This is a genomic window from Bradyrhizobium sp. SYSU BS000235 (genome assembly GCF_049747295.1).
In the GTDB taxonomy this organism is placed as follows: domain Bacteria; phylum Pseudomonadota; class Alphaproteobacteria; order Rhizobiales; family Xanthobacteraceae; genus Afipia.
In genome coordinates this window covers 4,584,040-4,598,888 of sequence record NZ_JBMHJM010000001.1, presented here as the reverse complement: position 1 = coordinate 4,598,888, position 14,849 = coordinate 4,584,040, and the positions used below count along the sequence as shown (strand labels likewise).

Annotated in this window: 23 protein-coding genes; 14 read left to right on the top strand and 9 right to left on the bottom strand. The window is 58.6% G+C overall.

All coding sequences use genetic code 11. The annotated features are described in order from the left end of the window. Positions 1–252 precede the first annotated feature (252 nt). A complete protein-coding gene (locus tag ACP0KA_RS21560; protein ID WP_424630759.1) occupies positions 253–1,365 on the bottom strand; it encodes a hypothetical protein in 1,113 nt (370 codons plus the stop codon). Between the two features lie 446 nt (positions 1,366–1,811). Here ACP0KA_RS21560 and ACP0KA_RS21555 point away from each other — a divergent pair, with 446 nt between their 5' ends. The 3 genes from ACP0KA_RS21555 to ACP0KA_RS21545 all read left to right on the top strand — a co-directional run bounded on the left by ACP0KA_RS21555 (position 1,812) and on the right by ACP0KA_RS21545 (position 3,052). After that, entirely contained in the window at positions 1,812–2,522 is a 711-nt protein-coding gene (locus ACP0KA_RS21555) for a Crp/Fnr family transcriptional regulator (RefSeq protein WP_424630758.1), read from the top strand. A gap of 123 nt (positions 2,523–2,645) precedes the next feature. After that, positions 2,646–2,840 (top strand): hypothetical protein, encoded by a 195-nt coding sequence (locus ACP0KA_RS21550; protein WP_424630757.1) that lies wholly within the window; start codon positions 2,646–2,648, stop codon positions 2,838–2,840. Then, positions 2,837–3,052, top strand: coding sequence for a hypothetical protein (locus ACP0KA_RS21545; protein WP_424630756.1), 216 nt, complete (start codon positions 2,837–2,839; stop codon positions 3,050–3,052). Before ACP0KA_RS21550 ends, ACP0KA_RS21545 begins: the two co-directional genes overlap by 4 nt. A gap of 72 nt (positions 3,053–3,124) precedes the next feature. Here the strand turns inward: ACP0KA_RS21545 and ACP0KA_RS21540 are convergent, their stop codons facing one another. Then, positions 3,125–3,337, bottom strand: a complete 213-nt coding sequence (locus ACP0KA_RS21540) for a hypothetical protein (protein ID WP_424630755.1) — start codon at positions 3,335–3,337, stop codon at positions 3,125–3,127. A 134-nt stretch (positions 3,338–3,471) separates the two neighbouring features. On the opposite strand from ACP0KA_RS21540, the gene ACP0KA_RS21535 reads away from it, so the two are divergent. The 7 genes from ACP0KA_RS21535 (at position 3,472) to ACP0KA_RS21505 (ending at position 7,624) form a co-directional block, all read left to right on the top strand. Continuing rightward, the gene (locus tag ACP0KA_RS21535) at positions 3,472–4,200 is read left to right on the top strand and encodes a Crp/Fnr family transcriptional regulator (RefSeq protein ID WP_424630754.1); all 729 of its coding nucleotides are present in this window, start codon (positions 3,472–3,474) and stop codon (positions 4,198–4,200) included. Between the two features lie 141 nt (positions 4,201–4,341). Then, the gene (locus tag ACP0KA_RS21530; protein WP_424630753.1) at positions 4,342–4,548 is read left to right on the top strand and encodes a hypothetical protein; all 207 of its coding nucleotides are present in this window, start codon (positions 4,342–4,344) and stop codon (positions 4,546–4,548) included. Positions 4,549–5,022: 474 nt separating this feature from the next. Continuing rightward, positions 5,023–5,253 (top strand): hypothetical protein, encoded by a 231-nt coding sequence (locus ACP0KA_RS21525; RefSeq protein ID WP_424630752.1) that lies wholly within the window; start codon positions 5,023–5,025, stop codon positions 5,251–5,253. Positions 5,254–5,427: 174 nt separating this feature from the next. After that, positions 5,428–5,610, top strand: coding sequence for a hypothetical protein (locus ACP0KA_RS21520; RefSeq protein ID WP_424631719.1), 183 nt, complete (start codon positions 5,428–5,430; stop codon positions 5,608–5,610). 395 nt (positions 5,611–6,005) lie between these two features. Then, on the top strand, positions 6,006–6,206 hold the full coding sequence (locus ACP0KA_RS21515) for a hypothetical protein (RefSeq protein WP_424630751.1): 201 nt from the start codon (positions 6,006–6,008) through the stop codon (positions 6,204–6,206). Positions 6,207–6,308: 102 nt separating this feature from the next. Further along, positions 6,309–6,548 carry a hypothetical protein gene (locus ACP0KA_RS21510; RefSeq protein ID WP_424630750.1) on the top strand — a complete coding sequence of 80 codons (240 nt, stop codon included), beginning with the start codon at positions 6,309–6,311 and terminating at the stop codon, positions 6,546–6,548. 305 nt (positions 6,549–6,853) lie between these two features. Then, the gene (locus ACP0KA_RS21505) at positions 6,854–7,624 is read left to right on the top strand and encodes an exodeoxyribonuclease III (RefSeq protein ID WP_424630749.1); all 771 of its coding nucleotides are present in this window, start codon (positions 6,854–6,856) and stop codon (positions 7,622–7,624) included. Positions 7,625–7,635: 11 nt separating this feature from the next. On the opposite strand, the gene ACP0KA_RS21500 is transcribed toward ACP0KA_RS21505, so the two are convergent. From ACP0KA_RS21500 to ACP0KA_RS21485, 4 genes are read right to left on the bottom strand one after another with little or no spacing between them, the layout of a single operon-like run. Continuing rightward, complete coding sequence (locus tag ACP0KA_RS21500) at positions 7,636–7,935, bottom strand: hypothetical protein (RefSeq protein ID WP_424630748.1); 300 nt, start codon at positions 7,933–7,935, stop codon at positions 7,636–7,638. Between the two features lie 9 nt (positions 7,936–7,944). Beyond that, positions 7,945–8,331 carry a hypothetical protein gene (locus ACP0KA_RS21495; RefSeq protein WP_424630747.1) on the bottom strand — a complete coding sequence of 129 codons (387 nt, stop codon included), beginning with the start codon at positions 8,329–8,331 and terminating at the stop codon, positions 7,945–7,947. Between the two features lie 2 nt (positions 8,332–8,333). Continuing rightward, on the bottom strand, positions 8,334–8,750 hold the full coding sequence (locus ACP0KA_RS21490; RefSeq protein ID WP_424630746.1) for a hypothetical protein: 417 nt from the start codon (positions 8,748–8,750) through the stop codon (positions 8,334–8,336). 9 nt (positions 8,751–8,759) lie between these two features. Further along, positions 8,760–9,455: a hypothetical protein gene (locus ACP0KA_RS21485; protein ID WP_424630745.1), complete on the bottom strand. Its 696-nt coding sequence runs from the start codon at positions 9,453–9,455 to the stop codon at positions 8,760–8,762. A 74-nt stretch (positions 9,456–9,529) separates the two neighbouring features. Here ACP0KA_RS21485 and ACP0KA_RS21480 point away from each other — a divergent pair, with 74 nt between their 5' ends. Together ACP0KA_RS21480 and ACP0KA_RS21475 are read left to right on the top strand one after the other, a co-directional pair. After that, entirely contained in the window at positions 9,530–9,919 is a 390-nt protein-coding gene (locus tag ACP0KA_RS21480; protein ID WP_424630744.1) for a hypothetical protein, read from the top strand. A gap of 13 nt (positions 9,920–9,932) precedes the next feature. Next, positions 9,933–10,874: an NAD-dependent epimerase/dehydratase family protein gene (locus tag ACP0KA_RS21475; protein ID WP_424630743.1), complete on the top strand. Its 942-nt coding sequence runs from the start codon at positions 9,933–9,935 to the stop codon at positions 10,872–10,874. Between the two features lie 86 nt (positions 10,875–10,960). Here the strand turns inward: ACP0KA_RS21475 and ACP0KA_RS21470 are convergent, their stop codons facing one another. Further along, positions 10,961–11,962, bottom strand: coding sequence for a tail fiber protein (locus ACP0KA_RS21470; RefSeq protein ID WP_424630742.1), 1,002 nt, complete (start codon positions 11,960–11,962; stop codon positions 10,961–10,963). 212 nt (positions 11,963–12,174) lie between these two features. Between ACP0KA_RS21470 and ACP0KA_RS21465 the strand changes: the two genes are divergently transcribed. Beyond that, positions 12,175–12,399, top strand: coding sequence for a hypothetical protein (locus tag ACP0KA_RS21465; RefSeq protein ID WP_424630741.1), 225 nt, complete (start codon positions 12,175–12,177; stop codon positions 12,397–12,399). Here the strand turns inward: ACP0KA_RS21465 and ACP0KA_RS21460 are convergent, their stop codons facing one another. Continuing rightward, positions 12,400–13,467, bottom strand: coding sequence for a hypothetical protein (locus tag ACP0KA_RS21460; protein WP_424630740.1), 1,068 nt, complete (start codon positions 13,465–13,467; stop codon positions 12,400–12,402). On the opposite strand from ACP0KA_RS21460, the gene ACP0KA_RS21455 reads away from it, so the two are divergent. Then, positions 13,438–14,400, top strand: a complete 963-nt coding sequence (locus tag ACP0KA_RS21455; protein WP_424630739.1) for a hypothetical protein — start codon at positions 13,438–13,440, stop codon at positions 14,398–14,400. The two genes, ACP0KA_RS21460 and ACP0KA_RS21455, sit on opposite strands and share 30 nt — an antisense overlap. A 2-nt stretch (positions 14,401–14,402) precedes the next feature. Here the strand turns inward: ACP0KA_RS21455 and ACP0KA_RS21450 are convergent, their stop codons facing one another. Beyond that, complete coding sequence (locus ACP0KA_RS21450) at positions 14,403–14,846, bottom strand: hypothetical protein (protein WP_424630738.1); 444 nt, start codon at positions 14,844–14,846, stop codon at positions 14,403–14,405. Between the last annotated feature and the right edge of the window lie 3 nt (positions 14,847–14,849).

Here is a 14,849-nt window from a genome sequence, read left to right as displayed (position 1 = left end):
TTTTTACTCGCGCCCGGAATAACCAAAGCGGCGCGGTGTACAGCACCTCATTTGTCACACAAGATTCACAAAATATTCCACGCAATGGAACGATGATGATTTCTGACACGACCGCTCCCTGACGGGAGCCGAGCGCCGACTGTCTCCGTTCTTCGAAATGGAATCTGAAAAGCAAAAAAAAGCGCCCGGAATGATCCGGACGCGGCCTGCATGTGTAGAGAGGTGCCGTTTGCTTAAACGACTGCGCGACGATCAGGCATATTCGTAGACCATGACGATGCCGTTGGCTCCTTTGCCGCCGAGGTACGTCCCGGGCTCGGACGCAAGAGCGATTGCTCCGCCACCCCCGGCGCCGGGTGCCCCGGCGTCCCGGCCATTGCGATGGCCGGTTGCGACGATGCCAGCATCCCCACCCGGACCAAACTTCGAAGCGGCCCCCACGCCTCCTTGAATCTGGCACATAGCGGCCGCAGTATTCTCCATTAGGCCAAGGACAAACCCGGGCCTCCCTACGCCGCAACTTGCATTCACAATATTTCCACCGGTGGCAACGGGCGTTATCGGCGGAAGCGAACAATAGTTTAGGAGAGGCAACGTCGGCGGATTTGTCTCATTGCCGCTGTTACCACCAAAGCCTCCCGGTGCGGTGATGCTTCCAAAGCTGGAAGATCCACCAAAACCAGGCACACCGACGACAACTGCGACGCTCGGAAAACCGCTGGTCAGAAATGATTTTGCATAAGCTCCGGACGCTCCCCCGCAGCCACACCCCGGCCTGTTTGTCTGCGACGAGGCATTGCCACCATTACCCCCAGCACCCTGCACTTCCACGATGATTTTGTTCGTACCCGGCGTCGGTGTGTAGGTGTACGTACCTGGCGTCGAGAACACCTGCACGTTGAGCAGACCACCGCCCCCCGTCGAGCCGGACGAACCAAGGCTGTAGAGACTGCGCTCATCGGTGATCGCGTCATTGGTGATGACCGTCATCCCCGGCTGCAACAGCACGCGCGCCACCGGCACCGTGCCGGCGGGAAACGCTGGCGCCACCGGCGCTGCGCTTTCCGAACCCGTGACCACCGACACGACGCCGGTGAGCCGATCGATCACCACGCGATCAATGCGCGGATCGGTGACAGGCGCGGTGATCGCCGTCGTAGTTTGCGGCGGGACTTCCGTCAGATCCGTTCCGTTGAAGATATGCCCGGCATCGAGCGCGACGGTCATGGTCGGGATCGCCTGCGCATGCGGCGCGAAGGCGACACCGAGGCGCGTCAGGACGGAGAAGTCTCCGTCGATGGCACCGGTGTAGGAATTGACCGACTGATTGCCAGCGGCAGTGGGAACGAAGGTCGAGACTGTCATTAAGTCTTCTCTCTCTTATAAAATGCCGGATACCGTCCGGCGCGGATTCTGGATCGGCGCGACGTTCAATGCGCACGCACGTGCAGCGCGCCGCGAAGACAGCGCAGATCGAGAATCTCTTTCAGGGGATAGGTGTGACGAGGTTGATGGCGTTCGCGGCGATCACCGCCTGGCGACGTGGCGAGACAGCGAGTCTTCTCAGCTGCTGTCCCGCTGTTTGTTCTGGATGACGACTGCCGTAATGCCGCCTCGTCGCCGCCTTCACATCGGCGCAGCGGGCAGTCGATCCGTCAGTCCCATTGACTGATCTATGTTACGGCGTCACAGGCGCGTGACCACTGCATACATAGGACTCGCTTTCGCGCACACATTCGGCGCACAATTCCATCGTCGGCTGGGCTTATGTCGCAGCATAAGTCCTCCGCTTCTTCCGGAGGGACAACCGCATGTCCACCGAGCGGCCCAACAACGCCTTCCTGCGCGCCCTGAGCGACCAGGATTTCGCCGCCATTCAGCCGGAGTTGACCGCGGTCAAACTGCCGCTGATGCATGTGCTGTACGGCCCTGAGCGGCCGATCCGCGCACTGACCATCCCGACGTCGGGCATCATGTCCTTCGTCGTCCATTTAAGCAGCGGCGACGGCGTCGAGGCCGGCATGGTCGGCAATGATGGCATTGTGGGCGCGTCAGCTGTGCTGAACGATACGATGGCGATGAACACCGCCGTCGTGCAGATGTCCGGTGCCGGCTTTGCTCTCGACATCGGTGTTACCCGGAAAATCGCCGCTGCAAGTCCGGGCTTTCGCCAGGCGATTTACCGGCACGACCAGATCCTGTTTCTGCAAGCCCAGCAGTCGATCGCCTGTATTGCCAAGCATCCACTCGAAGCGCGGCTTTGCCGATGGCTGTTGCGGTGCCGGGACCTCGCCGGGAGCGAAAAGCTGTCGCTGACCCAGGAATTCCTGGCCCAGATGCTCGGTGTGCAGCGCAGCACCCTGAGCGTAACCGCACATCGGCTGCAGGCCGCGGGCCTGATCGAGTACAGCCGCGGCAATATCCGCATCGTGAACCTCGAAGGCATGAAAGAATCCACCTGCGAGTGTTACGGCACGGTCAAGGAGCTGGAAGGCAAGCTTCTCAGCGTCGCGAAAAATTAATCGCGCCTGCGTCGGCAATCGGACAGACACGCTGCCACCTCCTCTCCAAGGTGGAACATGACGAGTGGAATCACTCCGAATTGCGTCGCGTTCACGATTTCGTTTGGCGTACAGGAGTGGCTCATGAGCGAGACCCAGGCAACCCAGGCCAAATGGCGAAAACTGGCGGAGCAGTGCCGGGATCAGGCACGCAAAGCCCCTCAAGGACACGTGAGAGACGAGCTTCTCGAACGGGCGAATGAGCTCGAGGCGGCCGCGCGGCTTGAAGGCTGGCTTAATTCACCGGGTCTCCGCGGACCGGAAGGCAAACGTGCATGACCCACATCACCAACCGGACATGGACAACGGCCGATATCGAACGCCTGAAGCATCTCGTGGAGACGGGCGTCTCCGCCGCCCGCGCGGCCGTGATCTTCCGCCGTAGTATCGTGTCCGTAAAGGCGCAGGCAAAGCGCTTCGGCTTTCCCTTCCCCGATGAACGCATGTTGAAGCGCGAGCGCAAGGCGCGCGAAATTCAAACCGGGTTCTAACGTCCCCAATCCGAAGTTCGCCTCATCGTGCGGCATACCTCGTCGCGAACTTCCGAACCACCACACCCGTGATCATTTCGGCTCTCTTCGACCCGACGCCTTGCCGCGACGGAACGCGCCGCCGGCGACTGGGGAATCGCGAAGCTCCTTGATCGTACGGGACAGTTCCCGATCCGACATCGGCGATGCCGCCACGTCTTCCGAGACAGTCGCAGGGAGACCCTCCGCCGGGGCGGACGCAAACAGGCGGCGGCGGATGAACGACAGCAACGCGGTGTAAGGCAAGAAAACCTCGAATGGCCGGCGGCGCGGTCATCCGCGATTGAACTTGCCAGCGTCTGCGAAGTTACTTTCGATAAGATCTCACCGCCGTATCATTTGATACAATGGCGTCGTGATCGCCACCGGAGTGACGAGCCATGCAACTCCCTCCCCAGATCCTGCTGCGCAAGCTGAAAGAACACTCGCGCCTTACCACCGCCGACGTCGCGGAAATCAACGCGTTCAGCTATCAGATCCGCCACCTTCAGCCCGGCGAGGACTTCATCCGTCAGGGCGATGTGCCAAAAGTCTCGGCGTTGGTGGTCTCCGGTATGGTGGCGCGCTATCACATGCTCGACAACGGGCAGCGGCAATATCTTTCCTTTCACATGGCCGGCGACCTTCCTGACGCCCAGGCGCTATTCATCGACGAAATGGACCATGCGGTGTGTGCGATCGGGCTCGCCGTCATCGCCTCCATTCCGCACAAAGAAATTATCAGGGCGTTCGATCGCAGGCCGCCTGTCGCATTCGCGATCTGGCGAGAAACCTTGATCGATGCCGCGATCTTTCGTGAGGCGATCACCAACAACAGCGCCAGAACAATGGAAGCGCGGATGGCGCATCTGTTCAGCGAATTGTTTTACCGTGCGCGGGCCTCAAGCCTGATCAAAGACAACACTTTTCACCTGCCGATCGATCTCACACAATTGGGCGAAACGCTTGGCATGTCGATTGCCACCGTCAATCGCACGCTCAACACGCTTCGCACCACAAGCACCATGGACTTCCGCCATGGCACGCTCACCGTGCAGAACTGGCGCAAGCTCGCACAGATCGGCCAGTTCAATCCGGGTTACCTTCATCTGAAGAAGCCACCGCTTTGATTGCGTCGTCGATCATTTCGAATCGAGAGCAATACGGCCTGCTTCAATCTGAACGCTTGTTCAGAAAATTCCCGACTACGTTTCGGGAACGTAGCTCACTACCGCGTGTTCTCTCTTTGCATTGAAAGAGGAGGATCATGCATGAAGAAAATCGCTTTGGCTCTCGCCACCGTTTCGACTCTTGCTTTCGCGCTGCCGTCGCTCGCTTCCGCGGAAACGGTCGTTATCAAGCGCGGGCATCATCACATGGACCGCGGCTGGCATCACAGCCACATGGATCGCGGGTGGCATCACGGCCATGGCAGGAAGGTCGTCGTGATCAAGCATGGTCATCACCACTACGACTAAGTAAAATAGACTCAGCAAAATGGCCCCGATCATCGGGGCCATTTTTTCGTTCGCATCTTCTATCGTAACACGATTTACATGTGAGCAGTGACCTGCCGATGCGCGAACGCAACAAACATCGGTCCGTTCGAACGTCCGACTTCATGAAGGCCGAGTATGTTGGGGCTCGGCGAATCCGGCTCACGCCCGCTTGGGAGGTCTCAGGCCGGGGCTTTCCGCCCATCGCCGCGCTTCCTCTTCCGTGGAAATACGCTTGGTCGGCTTGGGCTTCTTCTCTGGTTTGGGAGCGTCAGATTTTTCCGTCATGCAGGCACTTTACGCCTGTCCGGACCAGACCCGAAGCACAAATTTACACAAGCCGTTGATTTTAAATGAGTTTATCACTCAAACTGAGCCTCCGTGTCAGCCTCATGGAACTTACTCAACTGAGTAACGTTGGTTGATTACTCAATTTGATGAATTTCGAGGAACACCATGAATTCCGCGCGTGAGGAACGCCTCCAGATCATGTTGTCGCCCGCCGAACTGGCTGTGATCGACGACTTCCGTTTCAAGCACCGTATGCCCACACGGGCTGCAGCGGTTCGAGAGCTTCTGCGCATGGGCCTCGCCGCCACGGGCATCACTGCCGATGGGTCGAAGTCCAGCAACTATGGTGTCTTCGGACGCGGCACCGACGGCCATCACAGCACCGAAGTGACCTGAACCTCAACGGCGCACCGCACGGCTTCACTTGTCGAGGATCATCCCTATGAGCATCATGCTATTGAGGTAAGGAACACCTGTAATAATCATTGCTTTGACTTCGGCGACTTCATTCGTCGAAAATCGAGAGGATGTACCCGGGGGGCCGGAATGGATCTCGAAAGGAGATTCAACATGGCCAACTCAAATGAACCCGAAGTTGACGGGATAGAAGATCGCCGGAAGTTTCTTGCCGCGTGCGGCAAATTCGCGATCGTGACACCACCTGCAATCACGCTGTTGCTGTCGACGTCTCTCAACTCAGCGGCTGTTGCGGGCTCTGGCGGCGGTTGGTCGAGGCACGATCCCGGCTGCTAGCGCGATCGCAACATTAATCGAGCGTGCAAATATCTTCATTGTCAGTTTTCAACGAATAAGGCCGCAGCATTCCACTGCGGCTTTATTCGCACTCCGATTTCTTAAAGGTGATCCTCAAATGAGGCGCGCAACCCCACCTCTTGCGTCTCGCGAAAGATGCGATACGCCAAACAGAAGAAACAAACCTACAGCAGCGCGATCCAAACCAACGTGATCGCAGCCACCGTCCCGCCAAGCGCAATCGCCCAGTCGGTCGGTTCGTTGGTGTTCCAGTCGTAATCGTGATCGTGGCTACTCATGAGACGTAAAACCGCACGCCCGCAGATATGTTCCTTGGAACCCGGGGAATGCTCGCGCGTGATAACCCAGACACTTCACATTCAGGAGAGCGCATCATGCGATGGTCCAGCCCTTCCGAACCTTGTCATGGCGGCAGCGGACAGATCGATGACGGGAAGCCCAGGTTGAGTGAAGATGATATTCAGCGGGCCCTGCTCGGCCCTCGTGGCATACCGGGCGCACCTGATCCCGCCCGGATGACCCCGCAGCGAGCCAAGAAGACCTCCCCTGACGTCAATCCCCCGCACACGGCCTGATCGCACCGCGTCGCCTAAAAGGGATGCAGTGTCGCAGGGCGCGGAACGTCTGAAGGGCTGCCGGGTTGTGTTGGCCAAAACGTTCGATCGCGAGGTCGCGGAATGACGCAGATCACAAGCCTCACCTGGAAGCCTGAGCAAACGGAACTCCTGCGAACGCTGGTCGCCAAAGGCGTGCCGCCGGTGCGGGCCTCGGCCATCTTCAAGCGTTCTCCCGACGCCGTGAAACTGCATGCGCAAATTTCCGGATTTCCTTTTCCGGATTGCCGCGATGCGGTGACGGAGCAGCGGCATAAGCAGGCTGCCGTCCGCAAGTTTCTGGGACTGCCCATGGCAGAGTGATGCCATCGGCCGTTTAATGGTCGGAGCCGCCGGAAAGGCGTTGGTGTGGGATTGCCGTCTGACGTCGGTCGGACTCGGCCTGACATAAATGCAACCCTCCATGCGTAAACGACATGCAAAATTCTGGAACAGAACTGCCGCCACCGAATTGCCTGCTTTGATTTGGGGCTGATTGTTTTGGGCTGGAAACGATGAAAATTATCCACGCTATTGCTGAAGATCGCTTGCTTTGCTGGGCGGTGGCCACCGCGCTCGTCATCCTGATGTTCGAGCTGGTGCTGTGAGGCTTTGAGCCTCACCGCGGCATGAAGATTGCGACATTCAACGTCAACAATATCAACAAGCGTTTGCCGCTCCTTCTCGCGTGGCTGAAGACCGCCAAGCCTGATGTTGCCTGCCTTCAGGAGTTAAAATGCGAGCCATCTGCTTTTCCCGAAGCAGCCTTGCGGCGCGCGGGATATGGAGCCGCATGGGAAAGCGAGCGGAGCTGGAACGGCGTCGCGATCCTGGCACACAAGGCTGACCCCATCGTCACCCGCCGCCGGCTTCCGGGCGACCCAAGAGATCGCCAGGCGCGTTATATCGAGGCCGCTGTCGGGGGCATGATCGTCGCCTCGCTCTATTTACCGAACGGCAATCCACAGCCGGGGCCTAAGTTCACCTACAAGATGCAGTGGTTCGCGCGCCTGGCCCGCCACGCGACGACGCTCCAGAAAAGGCGCGTGCCCGTGATCCTGGCGGGCGACTACAACGTCGTGCCGACAGCAATCGATATCTACCCGACGACATCATGGGACAAGGATGCGCTTGTACAGCCCAAGCCGCGCCAGGCGTTTGCTCGCCTGCTCGACAAAGGGTGGACCGACGCGCTGCGTCATGTCAGCGGGGAGAAACGCATCTATACGTTCTGGACCTACTGGCGCGAACGCTATGAGAAAGACCACGGCCTTCGACTCGATCACCTGCTCCTAAGCAAGGACCTTTCCGTCCGACTGTCTGACGCGGGTGTCGACCGCAAGGTGCGAGGCCGTGAGGGCGCAAGTGATCATGCGCCGGCTTGGATCACGCTGGATTAGGCGGGCCGAGGCTATGTTTTCCCCTGCAGCATCGTCTTGATCCCGAGCCACAAGGCTCCGGCCGCCCCGGCAGCGATGATCGTGACCATCGCCCTGATGGTCAGGCTTTGTGCCTGTTCGACGCTCTTGCGCCATTTGCGCAGGTGAATGAAGTCCGCCCGCAACTCTGCTCTGTCCTCCTCCTCGATCCCGAACGACGTCAGCATCGTGGAGATCGTGCGCTGGACGGCCTCCTCCGTTTCCGCGCCGTAGAGCCGCTTCTGTTCGGCGAGGACTTCCGTGAAGATGGCCCTGACTTCATGGTCCTGCATGGCCGCCCTCTATCGCTTGATAATCCGCGCGATGTTCTCAAACCCGCGTTTGGCGAAATAGAACGCGACGATGAGGTTGGCCGTCGTCTCTGCGAATCCGGTCAAGGGATCGGTGACGCCCCACCCCATCACCTTGTCGACGATGAGGAGTTTGGCGAAATAGATCGCCACCGCGTACCCCATGATCTTGTCGGGTTCGTACCAATGGCCGATCTCGGCCACGCGGTATTGCGTCTGCAATTCAGCTTCACGCTGCTGAAGAAGAATCTCCTTCGCCGCGAGATCGGCCGCGATGCCGGCATCGGTACTGCCCGCAGCCAGCTTCGCCTTGTAGGCATCAAGTGCCTTGCCGAGTAGCGGGCCCGCGAGAAAATTTCCGAGCCAGGACCAAAACATGATCAGGCCATCGGCTTGATGACATCGACAACGCGAGCGACACCGTTGTCGTCCTTTTGGGTGACGATCTGCGGCGGATTGTCCGTGATCTTTCGCAACCATGCGAACAGCAGGCCGACACCGACCATGCTAACCGGCAAGGCCCACGCCGGGACTTTGGCCGTCAGCGGTGTCCAGTCTTGCCCGGTGACAATCGGCAGCGCCTGATCATACAGACCGACGAACAAACCCGCGAGCATGGTCAGCCGCGCGGCGATGTGCGTGCGCCAACCCACGATCTTAGCCCGCACCTTGTCGAAGAACGACGCTTCTGCCCTGAACGCTTCAGAGAAAGCCGGCTGGGTTTTCAAGATCGGCCGAATGATGAAAAAATAAACTGCAATAACGATGGCTAAAACGAGTAGAGCGATTGCGAGCATGTCGTCTCCTTATGCCGCGCGTTTGAAGATGGATGATAGGAATCCTGCGATCACCGCACTGATGCTGCCTTTGACTGGTGACGGAGCGGATGGCGCGATCAGCGGCTTCATCGCAACGACGGCTGGCTCGTCGTCCGGTCCGAACTTGATGCTGGATTCGATTTGCATCATCGCGACGATGAGCCCGGCGCAACCGAGCTGCTTGTCGACGACGGTCGGATCGAACTTGCCGTCCGCGATATATTTGCCTTTCAGGTACTGATCGGTCCCCGACCAGATGTAAGGGCTAGCCAATCCGCGATTGGAATACCCGAGCCCGTTATACTGCTCAAGCATCGTCAGCAGACCGCCAATGCTCCAGTCCGTGTTACGCGCGGCATAGGGCGCACAGTTCTTTAAAGCGTCAACAGCAGCGTCTTCAAATGACGCAAACGGCCCTCGCCCCTTTGGCTCATGCGTCGACGTCCTATTCCACGGATCGCCTTGCGCGAGGCTGCGCGACCAATCCTGCGAAGACTCCCGTTGGTGTGCCACGGCGATGAAGAACCACGGCACCCCCGTTCTAGCTTCGATGGCTCGGTACCGCGCCTTAGCGGGAGGAGCCACTAGCCGGACCGCAACCGGCCCAAACTCGGAAGCACGCGTCAGCTTTGCGTTGTGCCAGCGCGCGGCATTCCGCGCCTGCAGCAATGCGAGGTCCGGCATATTCTAACTCCAATGTGAACTCAGCCAGCGAGAGGGGGATTGCGGATGCGCAAATTCGCGATAGTTTGCCGCCGATGAAAATTCAGACCTTGATCGTCCTGTGCATTCTCAGCGTCGTCTTGAGCGGCTGTGGCGCCAGCGACCTCACCGACAAGTTCATTCCATTCACTCTGAGGGCGAAGGAATCCTACCAGCCGCCGGTTGATCCGGAGCCTGATGTTGCCCAGCTTGTGAGATCCAATCCCGCGAGCGTCTTTGTTGGCAATGTGACCGACCTCAGGGTCGCCAAGCCTCGCCTTAACGGCGCGCATTGGGAAGGTTGCGCTTCCGCCGCTACCCCTGATGTCGGTGGCCGTCTGTCCGAAACGGTGGTCGCATTCACAATCGAGTCAGGCCACATCGGTGCCAGGTATCGCGTATCGCCCGGGCATTGGTGCTTTGCGGAGCCGAGAAGGCCCGTGTAGAACACTCAACGACATGACAATGCAACGACTGGTCATCACCGGAAAAAGCGGCTTCGTAGGCCAAAACCTCGCCCGATATCTGCAGGGACGATATCGTCTGGCGTCCATCGGACGTGGTCCCTCCACTGCGGTCAGCCAAGACGATTATTGTCAGTGGGATGACCTTTCGACAGACTTCCTGAATGACGCGACGGCCGTCATCCATCTGGCCGGCAAAGCGCATGATGTCCGCGGCACGTCGAATGCAGATGAATACTTCGCCAGCAACACCGAACTGACGTCTCGTCTCTTCGATCTTTTCCTGCAGAGCACCGCGCGGGATTTCGTTTTCTTCAGCAGCGTGAAAGCCATTGCGGATGAGGTCTCCGATGTTCTTTACGAAACAGCTGAGCCCTCACCTCAGACACCCTATGGGCGATCGAAGCTGGCTGCGGAACAGTACATTGCCGGCCGTCAACTTCCTTCGGGGAAGCGCGTCTTTATCCTGCGCCCCAGTATGATCCACGGTCCGGGCAACAGGGGAAACCTTAATCTGCTCTACAGATTTGTGAGAAGCGGAATCCCTTATCCACTCGCGGCATTTCAGAACAAACGTTCGTTCCTCAGCGTTGAGAACTTGTGTTTCGCGGTCGCGGCCTTGCTGGAACACCCTTCGATTCCCGGCGGACCTTATCAGCTGGCGGATGACGACGCGTTGTCCACCACGGAAGTGGTTCGGCTGATCGCGGAGGGACTGCACCGAACGTCTCGTCTGTGGAGCCTCCCTCCCCGGCTTCTTCAGACAGCGGCGCGCGCAGGAGATACACTTCGCCTACCATTGAACACGGATCGGCTGCGCAAGCTCACCGAAAATTATGTTGTCGACAATCACAAGATAAAAGACGCCCTGAAGATCCAGAGCTTTCCGGTCGAAGCAAGAGAAGGTTTGTTAAAAACCATCAGAAGCTTCGAATGATCTACACAGAGCGACGTCTAATGGTGAAGCAAAAGGAATTTCATGAGCAGCGGAAAAGAAACATGCAGGTGTGGGCATAACCGACCCTAAATGATCCTCATGATCACCGGGCAGATGAAGGTCGGCGGCATGTTGTTCGTGACCACCTGCGTCACATTGCCATTAATTGAAGAGGTTGTGCCGGTAACAGACACTGCGACCGAGCCAGGATTAAAAAGCGGCGGGGAAGCTATCCCACCGTCTGGGAAGGGAATCGATACATTCACCTGGCCCACATTTCTAAGAACATTCGTCGCCGTACTGCCATCCGCAGTCAACGACAAGGTTACGTTTGGCAGTTGACTTCGTGCGAGCGGGTACGAGTCTAGCCCGCCCGTCGCTCCGAGTGTCGTTCCTGCAATTCCACTGCCGCCGGACGTGATGCGGTTCGCCGCGGCACCGCCCATGTTGTCGAGCCCGAAGAACGCGCGCCCGCGGATGTCGGGGCCATTGAACGTCGTACTACCATCGCCAGATCCAAACTTCGTGCCGACAAGCGCGAACAATTTCGAATAAACCGTTCGCGAGAACGTCTGGCCGAATGGAAAGGCAAAGTTGTTATTGGGCACCGTGGCGCCGAGATAAGGAATACATCCACCTACAGGAATCACTTCCGGAAGCGTGTAGAAGCCCTGCAGGACGAACTCTCCTGCCCCGCTGTAGTAGGTCGCGACATAGGGACTGCCCGCGATCAACATGGCTGCAGGCAGATCAACGCCAGGCGCGCTGCGCAACGGCTTTGCGCCGAGCCCATCCACTGCCAGCGTCACCGTCGCACCATTGGTGTCATGCGGGGTGAATGCGATCTGCTGGCCATCGAGATGCGCCAGCGTGTCAAAGCCCTGATAGCTTGTGATCGTGTAGGCCGTGGACGAGCCGGATGTTACCAGCGCACCGGCAATGTCGTCACGCCATTTGGCGGCGGACGCCATCATGCCGCGACCACTGTCGTTCACAGCCGACGGCGCCATCCCCTCAGCCCAATTGACCGCGTTATCAGCACTCGCGTTAGCCGATGCCGTACGGGACCACGTATAGAATCCTGACATGCATTATCTCCAAAAGAAAACGACGACTCCAGAGAGCCGCCGTGCTTGAATTCCGGCTATCGTCTTGACTACCTTGATGCGAGCACTACGCCGAGACGGTCATCACGCAACGCACTATTCAGAATTGGGGACCCGCCGCGACTTGCATAGGATTTGGATGAGACCTAAGAACTAAACATCGCAGCCCGTCCTTTTCACCGGGGTCATCTGCCATGAACGATCCTGACAAACCTGTCGACTTAATGCCGCACGAATGGGAGTCAGATCGCGAAAAGCCAAAAGAACCTTTCTGGGGGACGGGCCTCTCTGATTTTGTGACGCAGTTGATTGGCGGCGGCATCGTGCTGGCGTTAGTCCTCTATTTTTTTGGTTCCGCGAAGCCGCCTGTCACCCAGGTACCAGCGACCGGCGTCTCTGTTGAGTCTCGCCAGAAATAGCTAGCGCACACCAGTCGCGTAAGGGGCGACGGCAACCGCTCCCAAGATGCCTCCTCTCGCGAGGTTGCCGAGCTGGCGATTTGTCTCGATGCGCCGAACGGCATCATTCAGCCCCAGAACCGATGCCGGATCCATGGCCTCTCCGTTCAACAGAAGTCTTTCCGCGATGCGACGGCGAACCGTATCGTTGTCGCTGGTGAGCAGCTTAATCGTATTAACGAGTGAGCTACCTGCTGAACTCAATTTTCCACTCGCGGCATTAACCGCAGCGGCACCGAGTTCTTTTGCCACCCCCTCCGGCTTTTCCGCTGGCATCCCATCGAGCGCGGCATGCGTTTTGTACATCGCATTCTCACGTTCAAAATATCGCTGCAATGGATCGAGCCTTCCCGGCTTGACCGGCCCCTGATGCAGCGATTGCGCACGGATATCGCCACGCAGAGTCAATCCCGGCGCCTTGTTCTCCATCATACTGGAGCCCAGATCTTCAGCCGCTCCGCGCGCGAAACCCAGCCGATGAGCGTGTTGCTCGAAGTCATTCAAATCACTGAACCGGCGGGCATTGCTTTCTGATCTGCCCGGCGTTGCGGCAGCCTCGCGGCCCATCGCTTCGGCATCGACTAACGATCCATAACCATCGTAACCTTCTCTGACTCTCGTATAGTCGGAATGGGTCGCACCAAGTTCCTTGAGGAAATTCTGACGAGCATTCGCATACAGCCTCCCTTCAGTGGTCGAGGCTTTTGGATTCTTTTCAAGAAGGCTGTCTAACCCCTGCTTGACGAGATCAAGAGCCCGGATGTTCGGTGGACCTGAAACAACAGGTTCACCACGGTCAGTAAAGCCCGCGATGCCGTAGCGCCTCGGATCGAATGCTTGACCATTTCGCAGTTGTTCCAGTCTGACACCCTCAGCAAAACCTTTTCGGGCCACAGGGCTATCGAAGGCCTGCTGAAGCGTATCCGTGATGACCGGCGGGTTATCGAGAGTTGCCTCCCGCATCGGCCGCAGCTTTTGTTCGGCGATACTCGCCAGTTCATGAACGCTTTGTGGCGCATCATCCGCCAAGCCGAAGGCGCGATCGATTCCTCGCGACAGCCGTGGCCCTTGTCCGGGTTGACGATCTTTTACGAACTCCTGGGCAGCTGCCTGCCTGGTCCTTGCGAGTATCCGTCGACCTTCCTCTCCCATGGCATCAACTACGGCATACTCACCCTGCCCCGCCGCAGTTGCATCCTTGAGTTCACGCGCGATCAATTCCGGGGTGTATTCACCCGAAATCAAACCTTCTGCAATCCGGCTTTCGGCAAGGCCGTCTGGATTCCTCTGCCCGCGGACCATGTTCACAACGGGCCGAGCAACAGCGGCCATGACGGGAATCGCGGCGCCGACAGCCCCGCCAAGTGCTCCGCCCCTCAACGCGTGATGGCCGCGCTCCGAGATCGCGTTGCCTTCGAGTGCGCCGGCGACGGCGCCAGATGTAACGCCATCCAGGCCGGACGCCAAAGCTCTGCCGGCTACACCAGAGTTCTTTCCGAGCAAACGAGCGAACGTGATTCCTTGTTTTGCGAGACCTGCCCCCGAACCGACGCCACCGGCAATTTCGGCACCCGTTCCGAGCCAGCCATTTTCCTCGCGGGCATCATCCAGCAGCGCATCCTCTCGTGCCTTGGCGTAACGATAGGCTTCCGCTGGACTCCAGGTTCCTCGCCGAACCATTTCGAAGGGAGTCATAGCGCCAGCCATGACTTCATCGTCCGCATTCATAAGCAAGCCGTGAACGAACTGGCGCGCATATCCAGTAGCGAGCGGGACGCCCTTGGCTTTCCGATCATCAATTTCCTGGCGGGCGGCCATTCGATACTTGTCCAGCTCCACCGGATGGTCAGGCTTTTCAGCCAGCCATGCAGAAAGTTTCTGCGCCATAGCCCTGATCTGCTCTGGCGTAGATTTCGCCTCGTCGCGGGCCGAGACTTCGCCCCTGCCAAAATCAAATACTGACATTATTTACCCCGCCAAGAGATGCCAGAGCGCACGCCACTCGCTTTGCCGGAAAGCCCGAGAATTCGGGGCAGCATGATGCGCATCAACTCCCGATCCCGCGGGATGGTTTGCGCCGACCCGGGGATCAACGTCACGTCCGGCAGGCGCATTCGCTGCCTGTCTTCAGGTGGGACACCGGTTGATAGCCCATTGATTCCACCGAGAATGCCGCTGAGCATGCCGCCGTTACGCACACCGTTCGAGAATCCGCTCAGCCCCGCGATCAAGTGGCGACCGAAGTCCTGAGGCGTGGACGGGAACAACTGCTCTGCTTGCTGCGGCGGCTGCGCCTCGGGGCTAACAGGTTTCCTGTAAGCCGCCTGCTCCTTGATCAGCGAGAGCAAACCGCCCTCGCCGAAGTCAGACGGCACATCGTCTTGAAAGGCGTCAAAGAGGCCGGCCATCAG

Excerpts from the sequence above, each read along its gene's own strand:
- ACP0KA_RS21560 (WP_424630759.1), bottom strand. The coding sequence starts at position 1,365 with ATGACAGTCTCGACCTTCGTTCCCACTGCCGCTGGCAATCAGTCGGTC.
- ACP0KA_RS21555 (WP_424630758.1), top strand. The coding sequence starts at position 1,812 with ATGTCCACCGAGCGGCCCAACAACGCCTTCCTGCGCGCCCTGAGCGAC.
- ACP0KA_RS21550 (WP_424630757.1), top strand. The coding sequence starts at position 2,646 with ATGAGCGAGACCCAGGCAACCCAGGCCAAATGGCGAAAACTGGCGGAG.
- ACP0KA_RS21545 (WP_424630756.1), top strand. The coding sequence starts at position 2,837 with ATGACCCACATCACCAACCGGACATGGACAACGGCCGATATCGAACGC.
- ACP0KA_RS21535 (WP_424630754.1), top strand. The coding sequence starts at position 3,472 with ATGCAACTCCCTCCCCAGATCCTGCTGCGCAAGCTGAAAGAACACTCG.
- ACP0KA_RS21530 (WP_424630753.1), top strand. The coding sequence starts at position 4,342 with ATGAAGAAAATCGCTTTGGCTCTCGCCACCGTTTCGACTCTTGCTTTC.
- ACP0KA_RS21525 (WP_424630752.1), top strand. The coding sequence starts at position 5,023 with ATGAATTCCGCGCGTGAGGAACGCCTCCAGATCATGTTGTCGCCCGCC.
- ACP0KA_RS21520 (WP_424631719.1), top strand. The coding sequence starts at position 5,428 with ATGGCCAACTCAAATGAACCCGAAGTTGACGGGATAGAAGATCGCCGG.
- ACP0KA_RS21515 (WP_424630751.1), top strand. The coding sequence starts at position 6,006 with ATGCGATGGTCCAGCCCTTCCGAACCTTGTCATGGCGGCAGCGGACAG.
- ACP0KA_RS21510 (WP_424630750.1), top strand. The coding sequence starts at position 6,309 with ATGACGCAGATCACAAGCCTCACCTGGAAGCCTGAGCAAACGGAACTC.
- ACP0KA_RS21505 (WP_424630749.1), top strand. The coding sequence starts at position 6,854 with ATGAAGATTGCGACATTCAACGTCAACAATATCAACAAGCGTTTGCCG.
- ACP0KA_RS21500 (WP_424630748.1), bottom strand. The coding sequence starts at position 7,935 with ATGCAGGACCATGAAGTCAGGGCCATCTTCACGGAAGTCCTCGCCGAA.
- ACP0KA_RS21495 (WP_424630747.1), bottom strand. The coding sequence starts at position 8,331 with ATGTTTTGGTCCTGGCTCGGAAATTTTCTCGCGGGCCCGCTACTCGGC.
- ACP0KA_RS21490 (WP_424630746.1), bottom strand. The coding sequence starts at position 8,750 with ATGCTCGCAATCGCTCTACTCGTTTTAGCCATCGTTATTGCAGTTTAT.
- ACP0KA_RS21485 (WP_424630745.1), bottom strand. The coding sequence starts at position 9,455 with ATGCCGGACCTCGCATTGCTGCAGGCGCGGAATGCCGCGCGCTGGCAC.
- ACP0KA_RS21480 (WP_424630744.1), top strand. The coding sequence starts at position 9,530 with ATGAAAATTCAGACCTTGATCGTCCTGTGCATTCTCAGCGTCGTCTTG.
- ACP0KA_RS21475 (WP_424630743.1), top strand. The coding sequence starts at position 9,933 with ATGACAATGCAACGACTGGTCATCACCGGAAAAAGCGGCTTCGTAGGC.
- ACP0KA_RS21470 (WP_424630742.1), bottom strand. The coding sequence starts at position 11,962 with ATGTCAGGATTCTATACGTGGTCCCGTACGGCATCGGCTAACGCGAGT.
- ACP0KA_RS21465 (WP_424630741.1), top strand. The coding sequence starts at position 12,175 with ATGAACGATCCTGACAAACCTGTCGACTTAATGCCGCACGAATGGGAG.
- ACP0KA_RS21455 (WP_424630739.1), top strand. The coding sequence starts at position 13,438 with ATGAACGCTTTGTGGCGCATCATCCGCCAAGCCGAAGGCGCGATCGAT.
- ACP0KA_RS21450 (WP_424630738.1), bottom strand. The coding sequence starts at position 14,846 with ATGGCCGGCCTCTTTGACGCCTTTCAAGACGATGTGCCGTCTGACTTC.